The 19747-nt window shown below is 60.2% G+C and carries 15 protein-coding genes and 1 tRNA gene; all 16 read right to left on the bottom strand.

The genetic code is table 11. The features are described from left to right. Positions 1–57: 57 nt before the first annotated feature. Complete coding sequence (gene fusA / locus GL286_RS08405) at positions 58–2181, bottom strand: elongation factor G (protein WP_155095113.1); 2124 nt, start codon at positions 2179–2181, stop codon at positions 58–60. A 12-nt stretch (positions 2182–2193) separates the two neighbouring features. Continuing rightward, the gene (gene rpsG, locus GL286_RS08400; protein WP_134680200.1) at positions 2194–2664 is read right to left on the bottom strand and encodes a 30S ribosomal protein S7; all 471 of its coding nucleotides are present in this window, start codon (positions 2662–2664) and stop codon (positions 2194–2196) included. Between the two features lie 12 nt (positions 2665–2676). After that, on the bottom strand, positions 2677–3048 hold the full coding sequence (rpsL, locus tag GL286_RS08395; RefSeq protein ID WP_022705687.1) for a 30S ribosomal protein S12: 372 nt from the start codon (positions 3046–3048) through the stop codon (positions 2677–2679). 258 nt (positions 3049–3306) lie between these two features. Continuing rightward, complete coding sequence (locus GL286_RS08390) at positions 3307–4155, bottom strand: putative rhamnosyl transferase (RefSeq protein WP_155095112.1); 849 nt, start codon at positions 4153–4155, stop codon at positions 3307–3309. Further along, positions 4155–5099: a DMT family transporter gene (locus GL286_RS08385; protein ID WP_155095111.1), complete on the bottom strand. Its 945-nt coding sequence runs from the start codon at positions 5097–5099 to the stop codon at positions 4155–4157. Before GL286_RS08385 ends, GL286_RS08390 begins: the two co-directional genes overlap by 1 nt. Positions 5100–5304: 205 nt before the next feature. Further along, complete coding sequence (rpoC, locus tag GL286_RS08380; protein ID WP_155095110.1) at positions 5305–9510, bottom strand: DNA-directed RNA polymerase subunit beta'; 4206 nt, start codon at positions 9508–9510, stop codon at positions 5305–5307. Positions 9511–9565: 55 nt separating this feature from the next. After that, positions 9566–13714, bottom strand: coding sequence for a DNA-directed RNA polymerase subunit beta (gene rpoB / locus GL286_RS08375; RefSeq protein WP_155095109.1), 4149 nt, complete (start codon positions 13712–13714; stop codon positions 9566–9568). 251 nt (positions 13715–13965) lie between these two features. Beyond that, positions 13966–14337 carry a 50S ribosomal protein L7/L12 gene (rplL, locus tag GL286_RS08370; RefSeq protein WP_155095108.1) on the bottom strand — a complete coding sequence of 124 codons (372 nt, stop codon included), beginning with the start codon at positions 14335–14337 and terminating at the stop codon, positions 13966–13968. Positions 14338–14403: 66 nt separating this feature from the next. Next, positions 14404–14919 carry a 50S ribosomal protein L10 gene (gene rplJ, locus GL286_RS08365; RefSeq protein WP_170295103.1) on the bottom strand — a complete coding sequence of 172 codons (516 nt, stop codon included), beginning with the start codon at positions 14917–14919 and terminating at the stop codon, positions 14404–14406. A 232-nt stretch (positions 14920–15151) separates the two neighbouring features. Then, positions 15152–15850 carry a 50S ribosomal protein L1 gene (gene rplA / locus GL286_RS08360; RefSeq protein ID WP_155095107.1) on the bottom strand — a complete coding sequence of 233 codons (699 nt, stop codon included), beginning with the start codon at positions 15848–15850 and terminating at the stop codon, positions 15152–15154. A gap of 3 nt (positions 15851–15853) precedes the next feature. After that, a complete protein-coding gene (gene rplK / locus GL286_RS08355; protein ID WP_155095106.1) occupies positions 15854–16306 on the bottom strand; it encodes a 50S ribosomal protein L11 in 453 nt (150 codons plus the stop codon). Positions 16307–16394: 88 nt separating this feature from the next. Further along, positions 16395–16934, bottom strand: a complete 540-nt coding sequence (gene nusG / locus GL286_RS08350) for a transcription termination/antitermination protein NusG (protein WP_155095105.1) — start codon at positions 16932–16934, stop codon at positions 16395–16397. Positions 16935–17130: 196 nt separating this feature from the next. Then, positions 17131–17343, bottom strand: coding sequence for a preprotein translocase subunit SecE (gene secE / locus GL286_RS08345; protein ID WP_246184880.1), 213 nt, complete (start codon positions 17341–17343; stop codon positions 17131–17133). Between the two features lie 57 nt (positions 17344–17400). Then, positions 17401–18270: a hypothetical protein gene (locus GL286_RS08340; RefSeq protein WP_155095103.1), complete on the bottom strand. Its 870-nt coding sequence runs from the start codon at positions 18268–18270 to the stop codon at positions 17401–17403. 303 nt (positions 18271–18573) lie between these two features. After that, a tRNA-Trp gene (locus GL286_RS08335) sits at positions 18574–18649 on the bottom strand. An 83-nt stretch (positions 18650–18732) separates the two neighbouring features. Continuing rightward, positions 18733–19668, bottom strand: a complete 936-nt coding sequence (locus GL286_RS08330; RefSeq protein WP_155095102.1) for a hypothetical protein — start codon at positions 19666–19668, stop codon at positions 18733–18735. Positions 19669–19747 lie beyond the last annotated feature (79 nt).

Below are 19747 nucleotides of genomic sequence, written 5' to 3'. Positions count from 1 at the left end.
CTCCTTAAACTGTCATGTTCTGTATGGAGAGGCGGGGCCGTGGCCCCGCCGTCCCGATTAGGCGTATTTCTTCTGGATCTCGTCCGAGATGTTCTGCGGCACGGCTTCGTAATGGTCGAACTGCATCGAGAACACTGCACGGCCCGAGGACATCGAGCGCAGGTTGTTGATGTAGCCGAACATGTTGGCAAGCGGCACGAACGCGTCGATGACGTTGGCGTTGCCACGCGAGTCCTGACCACGGACCATGCCACGACGGCTGGTCAGGTCGCCGATGATCGAACCGGTATATTCTTCCGGCGTCACGACTTCCACTTTCATGATCGGCTCGAGCAGTTTCGCACCGGCCTTCTTCAGACCTTCACGCATCGCGGCACGGGCAGCGATTTCGAAAGCCAGAACCGACGAGTCGACGTCATGGAAAGCACCGTCGGTCAGAGCGACTTTGAAGTCGATAACCGGGAAGCCTGCCAGCGGGCCCGAGTCCATGACGGACTTGATGCCTTTTTCGACGCCGGGGATGTATTCCTTCGGAACCGCACCACCAACGATTTTCGACTCGAACGAGTAGCCTTCGCCGGGCTCGGTCGGGGTGATCGTCAGCTTCACGCGCGCGAACTGGCCGGTACCACCGGTCTGTTTCTTGTGCGTGTAGTCGATATCGGCCGAGGTCGAGATCGTCTCACGGTAAGCCACCTGCGGCGCACCGATGTTGGCTTCGACCTTGAACTCGCGCTTCATCCGGTCGACCAGAATGTCGAGGTGAAGTTCGCCCATGCCCTTCATGATGGTCTGGCCCGACTCGAGGTCGGTTTCGACGCGGAAGGACGGGTCTTCTGCCGAAAGGCGCTGAAGGGCGAGGCCCATCTTTTCCTGGTCAGCTTTCGACTTCGGCTCGACGGCGATCTCGATCACCGGCTCGGGGAAGGTCATGGTTTCCAGAACAACCGGGTTGCTCGGATCGCACAGCGTGTCGCCCGTGGTAGTGTCTTTCAGACCGGCCAGCGCGATGATGTCGCCTGCAAAGGCTTCTTCGATCTCCTCGCGGTTGATCGAGTGCATCATCATCATCCGGCCAACGCGTTCGCGCTTGCCTTTGGTCGAGTTCATCATCTGATCGCCCTTCTTCAGCACGCCCGAGTACAGGCGGGTGAAGGTCAGCGAGCCGACGAAGGGGTCGTTCATGATTTTGAACGCGAGGCCCGAGAAGGGCTGCGTGTCATCAGCACGACGCTCGATGTTGCGGGTCTCGGTCTCGTCGCCCGGCAGGAAGCCCATGTAGGCGGGGACGTCCAGCGGCGAGGGCAGGAAGTCGATGACCGAGTTGAGCAGAGGCTGAACGCCTTTGTTCTTGAACGCCGAGCCAGCGGTGACCGGGAAGAACGAGAGCGACAGCGTGCCTTTGCGGATCAGACCGCGCAGGGTGGCTTCGTCGGGCTCGTTGCCTTCGAGATAGGCTTCCATGGCATCATCGTCTTGCTCGACGGCAAGCTCGATCATGTTGGCGCGCCATTCATCGGCCAGATCCTGAAGTTCTTCGCGGATCGGTTGACGGACCCAGCTCGCGCCGAGGTCTTCGCCTTTATAGACCCACTCTTCCATCTTGATCAGGTCGACGATGCCTTCCAGCTTGTCCTCGGCACCGATCGGGAAAGCGATCGGGCACGGGATGCCGCCGGTACGGTCCTTGATCATCTTCACGCAGTTGAAGAAGTCAGCGCCGATCTTGTCCATCTTGTTGACGAACACGATCCGCGGAACCTTGTAACGGTCAGCCTGGCGCCACACGGTCTCGGTCTGCGGTTCAACGCCGGCGTTGGCGTCGAGAAGGCAGATCGCACCGTCAAGCACGGCCAGCGAACGTTCGACTTCGATGGTGAAGTCAACGTGGCCGGGGGTGTCGATGATGTTGAAGCGGTACTTCGTGTCCGAAGTGCCTTCGGTGGTCGGATCTTCCTGACGCTGCCAGAAAGTGGTCGTCGCAGCCGAGGTGATCGTGATGCCCCGCTCCTGCTCCTGCTCCATCCAGTCCATGGTCGCGGCGCCGTCGTGGACTTCGCCGATCTTATGGGACTTGCCGGTGTAGTAGAGGATGCGTTCCGTGGTCGTGGTCTTGCCCGCGTCGATGTGGGCCATGATCCCGAAGTTACGGTAGCGCTGGAGCGGATATTCCCGTGCCATGATGCTATTCCCTTACCAACGGTAGTGGCTGAACGCTTTGTTCGCGTCGGCCATCTTGTGGGTGTCTTCGCGTTTCTTGACAGCGGTGCCGCGGCCGTTGACGGCATCGGCCAGCTCGCCCGCGAGACGCTCTTCCATGGTGTGCTCGTTGCGGTTTTTCGCAGCGGTGATCAGCCAACGGATAGCCAGAGCTTCGCGGCGGGTCGGACGGACTTCAACCGGAACCTGGTAGGTCGCACCACCGACGCGGCGCGAACGCACTTCGACGGAAGGTTTGACGTTGTCGAGGGCTTCGTGGAAGACTTCGATCGGCTCGCGCTTCAGTTTGCCCTGAACGCGATCAAGCGCCGAGTAAACGATGCGTTCGGCGGTCGATTTCTTACCGTCAACCATCAGGTTGTTCATGAATTTGGTCAGGACGCGATCGCCGAACTTGGCATCCGGCAGGACTTCGCGCTTCTCAGCAGCGTGACGACGTGACATTGATGCCTCTCCTTATTTCGGACGCTTCGCGCCGTATTTCGAACGACGCTGACGACGATCTTTGACGCCCTGGGTATCCAGCACACCGCGCAGGATGTGGTAACGGACACCCGGAAGGTCTTTTACACGGCCGCCGCGGATCAGCACGACGCTGTGTTCCTGCAGGTTGTGCTTTTCGCCCGGGATGTAGGAGATGACCTCGAAGCCATTCGTCAGACGCACTTTGGCGACTTTACGCATAGCGGAGTTCGGTTTCTTCGGCGTGGTGGTGTACACACGCGTGCATACGCCGCGTTTCTGCGGGCACCCTTGAAGGTGCTGCGACTTCGAGCGCTGCACTTTGGGCTGCCGCGGTTTGCGGATCAGCTGTTGGATCGTCGGCATTCGGTTCCCCGTCTTGCTTTCGTCAATACTCGCAGCGAATTGCTGCGCCACTTCTCGACGGCGTAACGCGCCCATCGCGAAACGCCAGAACCCATCCAGTCCCTCGCGGGAGGACGGGTTAGTTCCAGAGGATCGGAGCTTGCGCCCGGATCTTGACCAATAATTAGGTTCTGGGCACCAGGCAGGATTCTGCTAGGTGTGCGGCGTATAGGGGGAATCGCCAGGTGAGTCAACAGCGGCAGGTCGAAGCCGCGCCGGTCACTTTCCCCAACGCGGGCGATCGGCGCCGGGCAGTCCGAACTGGCGTGCCGCGTCGTCCAGCGTGGCCAAATCGACCCTGAAACGATCAGCCAGAATTGCCGCCCAATCCTCTGATCCGGTTTCCAACGGAAAACCCGCCCCGATCATGCCTGAGTCGTTATCGTGGTTCAGAAAACGCACATACATCAACCGCTCGGCCATCGTGACCCCCGGCATCGACAAAGCGATGCGCCAATGCGGAAAATGGATGGCCGTGCTTTGGACGTCGGGAGGCAGATAGACCGTCAGCCCCACGCTCGCATTATGGATCACGCGGGGCTGGACCTGTACGCCGTTGCGGTTTGCCTTCAACACCAACCCGCGTGAGTAATCGCAGTAAAGCCGCCGCTGCTGCTGCCACAAGGGCTCCATCGCCGCAAAATCTTGGCGCGCATGATGGATATAATCGATTGCGACCGCATCATCGTCGTCCTGACGGAAATGCCCGACGACATCGGCTTTCGGATCCACATGCGGAGCAACTGCCGCAAGACATGCGGCCCAGTGCTGCTCCATCGGCGGAACCAATGCCAGCTTGAGTTGCGGGGCGAGCGTGGTCAGTTCATGCAGGCGCGACAGATAGGGTTCGGGCAGATCCGGCCCCGTCATCATGACCAACGTGTAATCAGGATCGGTCTGCGCCAGAATCCCCGGCAGGGTGATGTTCTCGAACCAGAACCAACGGCGCTCCAGACGCGCCGGATCATACAGGAACGCCCGCCGTTCTTCGATGCTGTCATGGGTCACCTGAAATCCGCGCCCGCCCAGATAGGAAAACCGGCAAAGCCCCAGCATCTGCACGTGCATCAGTAAACCCTCCGCAACTGCCGCTCGCGCAGGATCGCGTAGATCCCTGCCCCGACGACCAGAGCCGATCCTGCCCATGTCCACAGATCCGGCCAGTCACCGAACATCAGCAGCCCCAGAACGATTGCCCAGATCAGCGACGTGTAGCGGAACGGTGCGACGAACGAGACCTCGCCGACCCGCATCGAGGCGACCGCGGACAGATAGCCCACCGTCAGCAACGCCCCTGCCATTACCAGCAAGCCGACCTCGCTCGGCAGCGGCATCCGCCAATCCTCACCCGTACCCATGACAAGCGCCCCCAGCGTCACGGCAAGTGCGGCATGAAACGCGATGGTCGAGGAATCGACCTGCGGCGAGAACAATCGGGTTGCGATGTCGCGGACCACGATCAACCCCATCGCTGCCAGCGCAACCAGCGACCAGACGTCGAACGCGCTGCTGCCCGGTCTCAGGATCAGCAGAACGCCCACGAATCCGACGCCGATCGCACTCAACCGCCGCCAGCCCAGTTTTTCTCGAAACACCACCGCCGCCGCGAGCGTCACCGCAAGCGGCAGGGCCTGCATGACCGCCGAAATATCGGCCAAAGCCATCTGCCGCAGCGCCGCAAGATACAGCAGGGTCGAGACGATATCCGAAACGCCCCGCAGCACCAGCGGACCGACATCCCGACGCGGAACCAGCAAATGGATCGGCTTTCCCTTGAACCAGGCCAGCGCGACCATGAACAGCATGACGATCCCGCCCCGGATCGAGATCGACTGATACAGCGGCAGATCATGCGTAACCGCCTTCATCAACGAATCGTTGCAGGTAAAGGCCGCCATGCACAACACCATCCACATGGCCCCGCGCAGATTGTCCGCCATATCGACCGGTACTCTTTGGCTGACCGACGACGGCTTGACCCGGCGATTGGGCGAAATAAGAGGTGCGCGCATGCTGTCTCCGAATGGTCAAGCATAGGGGTAAGCAAGCCGCGCGAGGATTGCCAGAACTGCATCGCCTCTCACGAAAACTTATCCGTGCGCGATACCCGACAGCCTCCCCACCCTGCCTATTGCCTGATGACCGCCGGACCTGACTCTGCACAAACAAAAAGGCCCGACGCAATGCCGGGCCTTTTCAATAGTCGTTTCAGTCGGATCAGTTTCCGTCTGCAGCTTCGGCCGGAGCTTCGGGCGCGATCAGCGCGGCAGCAGCTTCGGCCTCGGCCTTGCGGGCCTCGATCACGTCATTGTCGCGGTCGTTGGCGATGCGGCGCACGCGAGCGGTCGCACCACCAGTACCGGCCGGGATCAGACGGCCGACGATGACGTTCTCTTTCAGACCAACCAGCTTATCGCGCTTGCCCTGAACAGCAGCCTCGGTCAGCACCCGGGTCGTTTCCTGGAACGATGCGGCCGAGATGAAGCTGCGGGTCTGCAACGATGCCTTGGTAATACCCAACAGCACCGGCTCGCCCGTGGCCGGACGGCCACCTCTGGCTTGGATCTTGGCGTTTTCTTCCTCGAACTCGTCGCGGTCGACATTCTCGCCCTTCAGCAGCGTGGTATCGCCACTGTCGAGGATCTCGATCTTCTGCAGCATCTGGCGAACGATCACCTCGATGTGCTTGTCGTTGATCTTCACGCCCTGCAGTCGATAGACGTCCTGCACTTCGTCGATGAGGTAGTCGGCCAGAGCCTCAATCCCCATGATGCGCAGGATGTCGTGCGGCGCCGGGTTGCCGTCCATGATGTAGTCACCCTTCTGCACGAAGTCGCCTTCGTGAACCGGGATGTGTTTGCCTTTCGGCACCATGTACTCAACCGCGGACAGGGTATCGTCTGCCGGCTCGATGCTGATGCGACGCTTGTTCTTGTAGTCTTTGCCAAAGCGCACATAGCCGTCGAGTTCGGCGATGATCGCGTGATCCTTGGGACGACGGGCTTCGAACAGTTCCGCCACGCGGGGAAGACCCCCGGTGATGTCCTTGGTCTTGGCACCCTCGCGCGGGATACGCGCAACCACGTCACCGGCTTTGATTTCCTGACCTTCTTCGACCGACAGAACAGCGTCGACCGACATCGGATAGGTGACCGGATTGCCCTGCTCGTTGCGGACGGGCTCACCATCGGCATCGACGATGATGATTTCAGGCTTCAGCTCGTTGCCTTTCGGGGCCGAGCGCCAATCCGTGACGATCTTCTGCGTCATGCCGGTCGCGTCATCGGTCTCGTCGCGCACCGAAATGCCCGAGAGAAGATCGACGAATTTCGCAACACCGGCCTTTTCGGCGATGATCGGCAGGGTATAGGGGTCCCATTCGAACATCTTCTGGCCGCGAGCGACGGCATCGCCTTCACGCACGAACAGCTTCGAGCCGTAGAACAGCTTGTGGTTGGCCAGAACCTCGCCCTGAGCATTCTTGATGTTCAGCTGCATGTTCCGGCTCATGACGATCAGCTCGCCATTCGCGTTCTCAAGCGTGCTCTCGTTCTCGTAGGTGATCGTGCCTTCCTGCGAGGCAGCCGTGAAGGATTGCTGGCCACCCTGAGCAATGCCGCCGATGTGGAAGGTCCGCATCGTCAGCTGGGTGCCGGGCTCACCGATCGACTGCGCGGCGATGATGCCGACAGCTTCGCCGATGTTCACCAGCGTACCACGGGCCAGATCGCGGCCGTAGCAGAGTGCGCAGATGCCGTCATCCGACTCACAGGTCAGGGCCGAGCGGATGCGGACAGTCTGAACACCAGCCTGTTCGATCTCGTCTGCCTTGCGCTCGTCGATCAGCTCGTTCTTGCGAACGATCACAACGTCTTCGCCCGGAACCAGAACATCCTCGGCCGCGGTGCGGCCCAGCACGCGCTCCGAAAGCGGGCTGACGACTTCGCCATCGTTGACCGCGGCCGAGGCCGTGATCGCCTGTTCGGAACCACAGTCATGCTCACGGATGATGCAATCCTGCGCAACGTCAACCAGACGACGGGTCAGGTAACCCGAGTTCGCGGTTTTCAGAGCGGTATCCGACAGCCCCTTACGGGCGCCGTGGGTCGAGTTGAAGTATTCAAGAACGGTCAGACCTTCCTTGAAGTTCGAGATGATCGGCGTCTCGATGATCTCGCCGTTCGGCTTGGCCATCAGGCCGCGCATACCGCCCAGCTGTTTCATCTGGCTGACCGAGCCACGAGCGCCCGAGTGGGCCATCATGTAGACCGAGTTCGGCTCCATTTCGGAACCCTTCTCGTCCTTCTTGGTCGCCGAGATGGCTTTCATCATCGCGTCGGTGACCTTGTCGTTACATTTCGACCAGGCATCGACCACTTTGTTGTACTTCTCGCCCTGAGTGATCAGGCCGTCGAGATACTGCTGCTCGAACTGCTTCACGTGGTCCTGGGTCTCTTCGACCAGTTCCCATTTAGCACCCGGAATGACCATGTCGTCCTTGCCGAACGAGATGCCGGCGCGGAATGCTTCGCGGAAGCCCAGACCCATGATCTGGTCGCAGAAGATGACCGACTCTTTCTGGCCGCAATAGCGGTAGACGGTGTCGATGACGTTCTGGATGTCTTTCTTCCGCAGCAGGCGGTTGACCAGCTCGAAGGGCGCTTTCGCGTTCTTCGGCAGCAACGAACCCAGACGCAGACGGCCGGGGGTGGTGTCGAAGCGAACGATCACTTCGTTGCCGTTCTCGTCGATCTGCGGCAGGCGGGCCTTGATCTTGGCATGCAGATGCACCGAGCCGGAAGCCAGAGCGTGCTCGACCTCTTCAAGGCTGGTGAAGGCCATGCCTTCGCCCAGCATGCCTTCGCGTTCCATGGTCGTGTAGTACAGACCAAGGACCATGTCCTGCGACGGAACGATGATCGGCGCGCCGTTGGCGGGCGACAGAACGTTGTTCGTCGACATCATCAACACGCGTGCTTCCAGCTGGGCTTCAAGGCTCAGCGGGACGTGAACGGCCATCTGGTCGCCGTCGAAGTCGGCGTTGAAGGCCGAGCAGACCAGCGGGTGTAGCTGGATCGCCTTACCTTCGATCAGGATCGGCTCAAACGCCTGGATGCCCAGACGGTGCAGCGTCGGCGCACGGTTCAGCAGAACCGGATGCTCGCGGATGACCTCGTCAAGGATATCCCAGACCTCGGGACGCTCTTTTTCGACCAGCTTCTTGGCCTGCTTGACCGTCGAGGACAGACCTTTGGCTTCAAGACGCGAATAGATGAACGGCTTGAACAGCTCCAAGGCCATCTTCTTCGGCAGACCACACTGGTGCAGCTTCAGCTCCGGACCGGTCACGATGACCGAACGGCCCGAGAAGTCGACGCGCTTACCCAAAAGGTTCTGACGGAAGCGACCTTGCTTACCCTTCAGCATGTCGGACAGCGACTTCAGCGGGCGCTTGTTGTTCCCGGTGATGACGCGACCGCGACGGCCGTTGTCGAACAGGGCATCGACCGACTCTTGCAGCATCCGCTTTTCGTTGCGGACGATGATGTCGGGCGCGCGCAGTTCGATCAGGCGCTTCAAACGGTTGTTCCGGTTGATAACGCGGCGATACAGATCGTTCAGATCCGAGGTCGCGAAACGGCCGCCATCCAGCGGAACCAGCGGACGCAGTTCCGGCGGAATGACCGGAATCACGGTCAGGACCATCCATTCCGGACGGTTGCCTGATTCCAGGAACGACTCGACGATCTTCAGGCGCTTGATGATCTTTTTCGGCTTCAGTTCGCCGGTTGCCTCTTTCAGATCCTCGCGGAGCTGGTCGGCAGTGGCAGCCAGATCGATATTGGCCAGCATCGCGCGGATCGCCTCGGCACCGATATCGGCCGAGAATGCGTCAGCGCCGTACTGGTCCTGCGCGTCGAGGAACTCTTCCTCGGTCAGCAATTGACCATAGGTCAGGTCCGTCAGACCCGGCTCGATGACGACGTAGTTCTCGAAATACAGGATGCGTTCGAGATCACGCAGCGTCATGTCCAGCATCAGGCCGATGCGGCTCGGCAGCGACTTCAGGAACCAGATATGCGCGACCGGAGCGGCCAGCTCGATATGGCCCATGCGCTCGCGGCGGACCTTTTGCAGCGTGACTTCCACGCCGCATTTCTCGCAGACGAGGCCGCGATATTTCATGCGTTTGTATTTGCCGCACAGACATTCGTAGTCCTTGATCGGACCAAAGATGCGCGCGCAGAACAGGCCGTCACGCTCAGGTTTGAACGTGCGGTAGTTGATCGTTTCGGGCTTTTTGACCTCGCCGTAGGACCAGGCGAGGATTTCCTCCGGAGAGGCGAGCGAGATCTTGATCTCGTCGAACTGCCGCGGCTGGGCCAGCGGGTTCAGGGAATTGGTGGCAAGTTCCTGGTTCATTTTCAAATCCTAATGAGGGGCGCGGAGAAGGGAGTAGTGGGGCGCTGGCGCGCCCTCACTCTTCGTCTTCCGCATCCAGGAGTTCCATATTGAGGCCCAGACCCCGGACCTCCTTGACCAGAACGTTGAACGATTCCGGCACGCCGGCTTCGAAGTTGTCCTCGCCCTTCACGATGCTTTCATAGACCTTGGTCCGGCCTGCGACGTCATCCGACTTCACCGTCAGCATCTCTTGCAGGGTATAGGCAGCGCCGTAGGCTTCCAGAGCCCAGACCTCCATCTCACCCAGACGCTGACCACCGAACTGCGCCTTACCACCCAGCGGCTGCTGCGTGACCAGCGAGTACGGACCAGTCGAGCGGGCGTGCATCTTGTCGTCGACAAGGTGGTGCAGCTTCAGGAAGTACTTCGTGCCGACCGTCACCTTACGGGCGAACTGCTCACCGGTGCGACCGTCGAAGGCGACCGATTGCCCCGAGGAATCGAAACCGGCACGCTTCAGCGCGTCGTTCACGTCAGCCTCTTTGGCGCCGTCGAAGACGGGCGTGGCGATCGGAACGCCGTTGCGAACCGCATCGGCATGTTCGACCAGCGTGTCGTCATCAAGGTTCTCGAACCGCGTGGCGTACATATCCTCGCCATAGCCGTTCTTCATCGCTTCGCGCACCGGAGTCATATCGCCATTGCGACGATAGTCCTGCAGCGCCTCGTCGATCTTGATGCCCAGACCGCGCGATGCCCAGCCCATATGGGTTTCAAGGATCTGACCGACGTTCATCCGCGAAGGCACGCCCAGCGGGTTCAGAACGAGGTCGACGGCGGTCCCGTCAGCAAGGAACGGCATGTCCTCGATCGCAACGACCTTCGACACGACGCCTTTGTTGCCGTGACGACCGGCCATCTTGTCGCCCGCTTGCAGCTTGCGCTTCACGGCGACAAAGACCTTGACCATTTTCATCACGCCCGGAGGCAGATCGTCACCCTGACGGACCTTCTCGACCTTGTCGTCGAAACGGTTGTCCAGTGCGCGCTTCAGCGTGTCGAACTGCTGGTTCAGCGCTTCGACTTCCTTGGCGGTTTCCTCGTCGGCAACGGCAAGCTGCCACCACTGGCCACGGCTCAGTTGACCCAGCAGATCGTCATTGACGATCGCGCCGGACTTGATGCCTTTCGGACCTTTGACGACTTCTTTGTCAGCGATCAGCGACTTGAGACGCGCGTAGATGTTACGCTCAAGAATGACCAACTCGTCGTCCCGGTCACGGGCCAGACGTTCGACTTCCTCGCGCTCGATCTGCAGCGCACGTTCGTCCTTGTCGACGCCGTGACGGTTGAAGACGCGAACCTCGACGATCGTGCCATAAGCACCCGGGGGCAGACGCAGCGAGGTATCGCGCACGTCCGAAGCTTTCTCGCCGAAGATGGCGCGAAGCAGCTTCTCTTCCGGCGTCATCGGCGATTCACCTTTCGGGGTGATCTTGCCGACCAGAATGTCGCCCGGACCCACTTCCGCACCGATATAGACAATACCGGCTTCGTCGAGGTTGCGCAGCGCTTCCTCGCCGACGTTCGGGATGTCGCGGGTGATCTCTTCCGGCCCCAGCTTGGTGTCGCGGGCCGCCACTTCGTATTCGTCGATATGGATCGAGGTGAACACGTCGTCGCGGTGGATGCGCTCCGAGATCAGGATCGAGTCTTCGTAGTTGTAGCCGTTCCACGGCATGAACGCGACGACCACGTTCCGGCCGATGGCCAGTTCACCCTGATCGGTCGAGGGACCATCAGCGATGACCTGATTCTTGACGACCTTTTCGCCCACCTTGACCAGCGGACGCTGGTTGATGGTCGAGGACTGGTTCGAACGCTTGAACTTGCGCAGACGGTAGATGTCCACACCGGCGTCGCCCGCGCCCAGATCCTCGGTCGCACGCACAACGATACGCTGCGCATCGACCTGGTCGATGACGCCGCCGCGACGGGCCATGATGGCCGCGCCCGAGTCGCGCGCCACGGTCGCTTCCATGCCGGTGCCCACAAGCGGAGCCTCGGCACGCAGAAGCGGAACCGCCTGACGTTGCATGTTCGAGCCCATCAGAGCGCGGTTGGCGTCGTCGTTTTCAAGGAACGGAATCAGCGCCGCAGCGACCGAGACCAGCTGTTTCGGCGACACGTCGATCAGATCGACGGCATCGACCGGGTTCAGCATGAAGTCGCCCGCCTGACGGGTCGAGATCAGTTCATCGACAAACTTGCCGTTCTCGTCCAGCACGGCGTTGGCCTGCGCCACGGTGTGACGCATTTCCTCGGTCGCGGACATGTAGACCACGTCATCGGTGACGTGACCTTCAATGACCTTGCGGTACGGGGTCTCGATGAAGCCGTATTTGTTCACGCGGGCGAAGGTGGCCAGCGAGTTGATCAGACCGATGTTCTGACCTTCCGGCGTTTCAATCGGGCACATCCGGCCATAGTGGGTCGGGTGAACGTCGCGAACCTCGAAGCCTGCACGCTCACGCGTCAGACCGCCCGGCCCAAGCGCCGACAGACGACGCTTATGCGTCACTTCCGACAGCGGGTTGGTCTGGTCCATGAACTGCGACAGCTGCGACGAGCCGAAGAATTCGCGGACGGCAGCCGCCGCCGGTTTCGCGTTGATCAGGTCCTGCGGCATGACGGTGTCGATCTCGACGCCGGACATGCGTTCGCGGATGGCACGCTCCATGCGAAGCAGACCGATGCGGTACTGGTTCTCCATCAGCTCGCCGACCGAACGCACCCGGCGGTTGCCGAGGTGGTCGATGTCGTCGATCTCGCCCTTGCCGTCGCGCAGTTCCACGAGGCCACGGATACAGGCCTTGATGTCATCCTTGCGCAGGGTGCGCTGGGTATCCGGCGCATCCAGATCAAGGCGCATGTTCATCTTGACGCGACCCACGGCCGAAAGGTCGTAGCGCTCGCTGTCGAAGAACAGACTGTCGAACAGGGCCGAGGCGGCCTCGACGGTCGGCGGCTCGCCCGGACGCATGACGCGGTAGATGTCCATGAGCGCGCCTTCGCGACCCATGTTCTTGTCCGCCGCCATCGTGTTGCGGATATAGGGACCGACATTGACGTGGTCGATGTCGAGAACCGGAATCTCGGTGATGTCGTTGTCCAGCAGGACTTTCAGCAGACCGCCCGAGACTTCGCCGTCACGGTCGTATTCCAGCGTGATCTCGTCACCGGCTTCGGCATAGATCAGACCAGTCTGCTCGTTGATGATGTCTTTCGCGACGAAGCGGCCGACGATCTTGTCGAACGGCATCAGCAAGTTGATCTCGCCTTTTTCGGCAAGCTGCTTCACCAGACGCGGAGTGACCTTCTCACCGGCTTTGGTGATGACTTCACCGGTATCGGCATTCACCAGATCATAGGTCGGGCGGGTGCCGCGCACACGCTCGGGGAAGAACTTGGTGACCCAGCCCGCATCCTGGCCCCGGCCAGCGCGCTGCAATTTGTAGTCAACGGTGTCATAGAAAGCATCCATGATGCCTTCCTGATCCATGCCGAGCGCATAAAGCAGCGTTGTCACCGGCAGTTTGCGGCGACGGTCGATGCGCGAGAACACCAGATCCTTGGCGTCGAATTCGAAGTCTAGCCACGAGCCGCGATAGGGAATAATGCGGCATGCGAACAGAAGTTTGCCCGAGGAATGCGTCTTGCCGCGGTCATGGTCGAAGAACACGCCGGGGCTGCGGTGCATCTGGCTGACAACCACGCGCTCGGTGCCGTTCACGATGAACGTCCCGTTCTGGGTCATCAGGGGCATGTCGCCCATGTAGACGTCTTGTTCCTTGATGTCCTTGACCGACTTGGCGCCGGTGTTTTCGTCGACATCGAACACGATCAGACGCAGGGTGACCTTCAGCGGCGCGGCATAGGTCATGTCGCGGGCCTGGCACTCGTCAACGTCGTATTTCGGGCGTTCGAGTTCGTATTTCACGAATTCGAGCGTCGCGGTCTCGTTGAAGTCCTTGATCGGGAATACCGACTGGAAGACACCGTTGATGCCTTCGCCGTCCTGGTGGCCCTCAGCCTCGCCCGACCGCAGGAAAAGGTCATACGAGGACTTCTGAACCTCGATGAGGTTCGGCATTTCCAGGACTTCGCGGATATTGCCATAGTAACGCCGGATGCGTTTCTGGCCGACATAAGCTTGCGCCATAGAGGGTCTAACCTTTCGTCTTTCGCTTGCAGCGGTCGTCGGGGCCCGACCGGCGCAAGGCGGCGAATGAGGGGCGGGGTTCCATTCGTGCCTCGCGTCCCACCGCGCGGCTCCCGAACCCCGAACATGCCCTGAAGGAAGGTTCCCGTTGGTTTCTGACGAAACCGCCCTTCAAGACAGGTTCGGCAGGGACCGGGGGAACCCCCGGACCCTGCCTAATTCTTCCGAAATCAATCGGCCACTCGGGCCAATTACTTCAGCTCGACCTTGGCGCCAGCCGCTTCGAGTTTTTTCTTGATGTCTTCGGCGTCGGCTTTCGAAGCGCCTTCTTTGACTTTGCCACCGGCTTCGACCAGGTCCTTGGCTTCTTTCAGGCCCAGACCGGTGATGCCGCGAACTTCTTTGATCACGTTGATCTTGTTCGCGCCGGCGTCGGTCAGAACGACGTCGAATTCGGTTTTCTCTTCAGCGGCTTCAGCAGCTGCAGCCGGACCAGCAACCATGACGGCGCCACCAGCAGCCGGCTCAATGCCGTATTCGTCTTTCAGGATCGTTTTCAGTTCCTGGGCTTCCAGCAGGGTCAGGCCCACGATTTCTTCGGCGAGTTTTTTCAGATCAGCCATTTTTCCGTTCTTTCACTAAATGTTTCCAACGATGGGTCGATGCCCTACGAGGAAATGGGGTTTGCCTCAAGCGGCCTCGCGCTCTTCCAGAGTCGTGAGGATGCCCGCGATGTTGGAAGCAGGTGCGCCAATCGCGCCCGCGATGTTCGAGGCAGGGGCGCCGATGCAAGCCACGATCGAAGCGATAAGCTCCTCGCGCGACGGCATCTGTGCCACGGCTTTCACACCGGCAGGGTCAAGCGCCGTGTCGCCCATCGCACCGCCCAGGATAACGAACTTGTCGTTGGCCTTGGCGTACTTGTCCGCGACCTTGGCAGCAGCCACCGGGTCCTCGGAGTAAGCGAGCACGGTCATACCCGTCAGATAGTCGGCGATGCTTGCGCAAGGCTTTCCATCCAGGGCGATCTTGGCGAGCCTGTTCTTGGCAACGCGAACGGACCCACCGACTTCACGCATTTGCGCGCGCAGGTCCTGCATTTGGGCAACCGTCATTCCTTCGTAGTGTGCAACCACCACGACGCCAGAGGCTTCGAAGATCTGGCCGAGTTCCTCGACCAACTGCTCTTTCTGCGCTCTTTCCACGGTTTCACTCCAAGTGTGGGGGTTTCCCCCCGGCTCTCACTTTCCTGTCGCCCGAACAGCGACAGGACGGGTCCATGACAGTCCCAAGATCCCCCGAACTAAGTTCGGAAAATGGTCTTGTTCCCATCTCAGGAAGGAAATTAAGCGGGTTACCCCGCACCCTCCGTCTCGGACAGGACGGGGCATGAATGCCCCGCCATTCACCGGGTTTCCCCGGCGAAATTTCTCGCGCTTACTGCGCGACCGCCGAAGAAACGTCCAGCGACACGCCCGGACCCATGGTCGAGCTGATCGAGACTTTCTTGACGTAGGTGCCTTTGGCGCCCGACGGCTTCGCGCGGTTGACTGCATCCACGAAAGCGCGGATGTTTTCGACCAGTTTCGCTTCGTCGAACGAGGCTTTGCCAACACCGGCGTGAACGACGCCAGCTTTTTCGGCTTTGAACTGGACCTCGCCGCCTTTGGCTGCTTCCACGGCCGATTTCACGTCCATGGTCACCGTGCCGACTTTCGGGTTCGGCATCAGGTTGCGCGGGCCCAGGATCTTGCCCAGACGGCCAACCAGCGGCATCATGTCCGGAGTAGCGATGCAGCGATCGAATTCGATCTTGCCCGACTGGATGGTTTCCATCAGGTCTTCTGCACCAACGATCTCGGCGCCAGCGGCTTTCGCCTCGTCGGCTTTCGGGCCACGAGCGAAAACGGCGACGCGGACGTGCTTGCCCGTGCCATTCGGCAGGGTGACAACGCCACGAACCATTTGGTCGGCGTGACGCGGGTCAACGCCCAGGTTCATCGCGATTTCAACGGTCTCGTCGAATTTCGCTTTGAGGTTGCCTTTGACCAGCGCAACGGCTTCTTCAACCGTCAGGTTGGCTTTGCCTTCGAATGCAGCGCGGGCAGCGGCTTTGTTTTTCGAGATTTTCGCCATGATTTAGCCTTTCACCTCGATGCCGATCGAACGGGCCGAGCCGAGGATGATCTGCATCGCGGCATCGACGTCGTTCGCGTTCAGGTCTTTCATCTTGGCTTCAGCGATCTCGCGAACTTGCTTCGCGGTCACGGTGCCAGCGACGACACGACCGGGCTTTTCCGAACCTTTGGCGCGGTTGCGCTTGCCGACCGGCTTCAGGCCAGCAGCTTTCTTCAGCAGGAACGAAGCCGGCGAAGTCTTGGTTTCGAAGGTGAAGGATTTATCGGCGTAATAGGTGATCACGACCGGAACCGGCGAGCCGGCTTCCATTTCCTGCGTCTTGGCGTTGAACGCCTTGCAGAATTCCATGATGTTGATGCCGCGCTGACCCAGTGCGGGACCAACCGGCGGGGACGGGTTTGCTTGACCCGCCTTGATTTGCAGCTTCAGGCTGCCGACGACTTTCTTGGCCATGTGGCCCTCTCCTTATCATCACGCCCGCAAGCGGGCCGACTTAGCGGTACGGCACATCCCCCGAAGGATCAGCGCCTCCCGCGACACCTCACACGGTTTTGGAAACCTGCGTGAATTCCAGTTCGACCGGCGTCGGCCGACCAAAGATCGAAACGGTGACCTTGATGCGGCTCGAAACCTCATCCACCTCTTCGACCATCCCCGAGAAGCCCTCGAAGGGCCCGTCGGTCACGTTTACCTTCTCGCCCACGTCGAACCTGATCAGGTTGCGCGGAGCGACCTCGACCCCGCCCTCGCCGGTGCGATGCAGAATCGAATTCACTTCGTCGTCGCGCATCGGCATCGGCTTGCCATGCGCCCCGAGGAAACCGGTCACCCGATTGATCGAGTTGACCAGATGATAGGTGCGGTCCGACAGATCCATATGGACCAGCACATAGCCGGGCATAAAGCGACGCTCGGAGGTCACTTTCTTGCCGCGGCGGATCTCGATCACCTCTTCGGTGGGGACCCGAACCTCGTCGATCTCGTCTTCGAGACCCTTCTCGGTCGCAGCAAGACGAATCGCCTCGGCAACCTTCTTTTCAAAGTTCGACAGGACGCTGACCGAATACCAACGCTTTGCCATGTCTCGATCGACCCCTGTTTCTTCCGGGCTGGCTTACACCAAACCCTTGAATTCATTTGCCACCCACTGACCGGACGTCCCAATCGATCGACACGTTCCGGCCAAATTGAAATCGGCGCGCACGACCGAATCGATGCACGCCGCGTCTCGGGCAGGTCGCAAGGACATAGCGCCCCCTGCCCTTCTTTGCAAGACCTCAGCTGCCGACGACGTTCAGGATGCCGGAGAGGCCGGTCTTGATCACCAGATCGACGAGGAAGAAAAAGATCGAAGCCAACGTCGCCATGATGAAAACCATGATCGTGGTCGTCACCACCTCGCGGCGGGTGGGCCAGCTGATCTTGCCGACTTCGGCGCGCACCTGGCTGATGAACTGGACGGGGTTGGCCATCTTGATCCCTCTGGTCATGCAGCGCGTCAGATAGACTGCGCTGTTCGGATTTTCAAGCCGGAACTGGAACAACGGTCACGGGTCGAGGAATTCGACCTTGGATTGCCGGCGGATGCGCGTGATTTCCGTCGCGTAGTTGACGGCCGAGCGCGCGTAGACATCGTCCTCGAACAACCGCAACGGCGGATGCCCGTCGGCACGGCTGAACCGCCGCTGGGCCCGCCGCACCAGCACACGACGCTCGAGATCGGTTCCCGCCTGTAACTTGGCGAGAAACCATTCATATCCCGGCTGCGTCATGCTGACATTCGATGGCGGGGGCTCGGGGACAAGCGCGGCAAGATCCTCCGACAACAGATAGTTCAGCAGCAGCGGCCGCAGCGCGCGGTAATCCTCGTATCGCCAGACAACGATTTTTTCGACTGCGGGAATGAAGGACAGCCGCCTGACCAGACCGGACCAACGGATCCGCGACGGGTCGCGCCCGCGCAGGTAATGTCCGATATCCACCTCGTTGCCCTGCTGCACCTGGAGCGCAAAGGCCGAGACGTTATACGCCGCCGGATCGCGTACCGACAGGAACAGCGTCGCTGGCCCGCCCCCTGCCAGATCAATGACGCGGCGGATACGCGGTCCCGCATTCGGATATAACATCCCCCATTTCGAGATCAGATTGTTGCGGTGCGTGCCGCCCAGAATATTTTCTTCGGACAGCAGCAGCGTCTCGTGCGATTCGCGCAGGCCGGTCAGTTGGCGACGGCACTCGGCTGCTTCCTTTGACCGCGAGCCTTTCGCCAATGCGTCCGACAGGGGCATCTCTTTGCGCAGCGTTCTAGGATCGGCATAGGCCAAGCCCCGCTCGCGCAGTTGTTCCTCTACCTGTCGCAGAGAGAATTGCAGATGTGTCGAGGCAGTCTTGTGCGCCCCCAGATGGATGCTCAGCAACGGTTCGGCAGTCCTTCAGAATTGAATCGAATGCCAATTGGAATCCCAACATCGTGGCACGCGCACCTAAGTCTTCCTGCACCTCTTTTGGTCAAAGGCGGTCACCGTTGTCAAATCCGCGGGGATTTATGGAAGCTCACATTTTCAGGATTGCGACCATCTGCCCGATGGTTCGGCTGCATTCCGCTTGTCATGACCCGCGCAAACCAGCAGCGCCAAGGATTGCGCCATCGGGACCGTTGATCCTGAACGCAAAAACCCGGGCGTCGATACGTCCGGGTTTTTTGAAATCGCGATTTGGTCTGGCAGGGGCAGAGGGACTCGAACCCGCGACCCTCGGTTTTGGAGACCGATGCTCTACCAACTGAGCTATACCCCTAAGACCGCTGCATCCAATATGACCTGCGCAGATGGTCGTCAAGGCGATTTCGGCACAGCCTTACAGGAAATGCATGGCGCGGATTAACGCTTCCCACCCTCTTTCGCGAACAATTCGTTGAAACGGTCCAGCAAGCTGTCAAACGAGCCGGTGGCATTTGCACCCTCGGCCTTGTCACCAAACAGATTCTCCCGTTCGGGAAACCAGCGATCCCGGACCAGCCGGTTCGATTCGGCGTAGCGGTCGCGAATGTCGCGAGCCTGTTGCGGCGACAACAGATCGCCGCGACCCGAGGCTGCGGCTCCCAACTCATTCATCAACTGCCGGTTAGCCCGACGCAAGGCGCGCGATTGCGATGAAGGTATCGAATTGTAATGCGAAATCAGATCCGCGCAGGGCGTGACATTGCGGCGATGACCGGCGCTTTCAACTGGGACCAGTTCCGGACGTTCCATGGCAGAAAGGATCGAGGCAATGCTGTCGGGTACGGTATCGGCGTCCAGTTCCTCGTAGATCCGGGGCAATAGCCGCGCCTTGGGAAAGCTGCGCTGCCAGCTATCTAGAAGACGGTTATAGTCCATATGGCGCGAATAGCTTCGCAGTGCCTTGCCAAGCTCGACGCCCTGACCGTTCCACTTTATCATCTGCTTATAGACCGCCTCCGCATACCGGTCCTGACGGCGCAGCCAGACGAGAATGCGCAGATCATGTTCCGGCAACGCTTTCACAAGCCTGATGGCCAGCTTCGGACTATGAAGCGAGAACGCCTCGGCCGAAATCAGCACGTCATCAGCAGGTGACTCGTTGATCCGCTCGCTGATCGCCGACACCATGGCAGCCGCATCGGGTCCGCCATTGGCCAATGCGTTCACCAAGGGGCCGCATGCCGGAAGGTTCGGCTTGACCCGAATATACAGCAAGCCCTGTTGCAATAAGGATTTTTCGTTGACGGCGAACCACTCCTGCAGCGCAGAGGTTCCGGTCTTCATCATCCCGATATGCAGCCAAATCCGCGCCAATGACTGACCTCATCCTTGATGGCCGCTGGACCGAGGGGCACTGAGCAATCACGCCTCACTTCTGGCCAGTATGCGCGGC

Origin of the sequence: Paracoccus aestuariivivens (assembly GCF_009711225.1) — a bacterium.
Lineage (GTDB): Bacteria > Pseudomonadota > Alphaproteobacteria > Rhodobacterales > Rhodobacteraceae > Paracoccus > Paracoccus aestuariivivens.
This window is presented reverse-complemented; position numbering and strand designations above follow the sequence as displayed.

What these genes read in the sequence shown, in the direction of transcription:
- rpsG (WP_134680200.1), bottom strand. Translation starts at nt 2,664, where the DNA reads ATGTCACGTCGTCACGCTGCTGAGAAGCGCGAAGTCCTGCCGGATGCC.
- rplL (WP_155095108.1), bottom strand. Translation starts at nt 14,337, where the DNA reads ATGGCTGATCTGAAAAAACTCGCCGAAGAAATCGTGGGCCTGACCCTG.
- rpsL (WP_022705687.1), bottom strand. Translation starts at nt 3,048, where the DNA reads ATGCCGACGATCCAACAGCTGATCCGCAAACCGCGGCAGCCCAAAGTG.
- secE (WP_246184880.1), bottom strand. Translation starts at nt 17,343, where the DNA reads ATGACCAGAGGGATCAAGATGGCCAACCCCGTCCAGTTCATCAGCCAG.
- rpoC (WP_155095110.1), bottom strand. Translation starts at nt 9,510, where the DNA reads ATGAACCAGGAACTTGCCACCAATTCCCTGAACCCGCTGGCCCAGCCG.
- rplA (WP_155095107.1), bottom strand. Translation starts at nt 15,850, where the DNA reads ATGGCGAAAATCTCGAAAAACAAAGCCGCTGCCCGCGCTGCATTCGAA.
- nusG (WP_155095105.1), bottom strand. Translation starts at nt 16,934, where the DNA reads ATGGCAAAGCGTTGGTATTCGGTCAGCGTCCTGTCGAACTTTGAAAAG.
- fusA (WP_155095113.1), bottom strand. Translation starts at nt 2,181, where the DNA reads ATGGCACGGGAATATCCGCTCCAGCGCTACCGTAACTTCGGGATCATG.
- rplK (WP_155095106.1), bottom strand. Translation starts at nt 16,306, where the DNA reads ATGGCCAAGAAAGTCGTCGGCAGCCTGAAGCTGCAAATCAAGGCGGGT.
- rpoB (WP_155095109.1), bottom strand. Translation starts at nt 13,714, where the DNA reads ATGGCGCAAGCTTATGTCGGCCAGAAACGCATCCGGCGTTACTATGGC.
- GL286_RS08385 (WP_155095111.1), bottom strand. Translation starts at nt 5,099, where the DNA reads ATGCGCGCACCTCTTATTTCGCCCAATCGCCGGGTCAAGCCGTCGTCG.
- GL286_RS08390 (WP_155095112.1), bottom strand. Translation starts at nt 4,155, where the DNA reads ATGCACGTGCAGATGCTGGGGCTTTGCCGGTTTTCCTATCTGGGCGGG.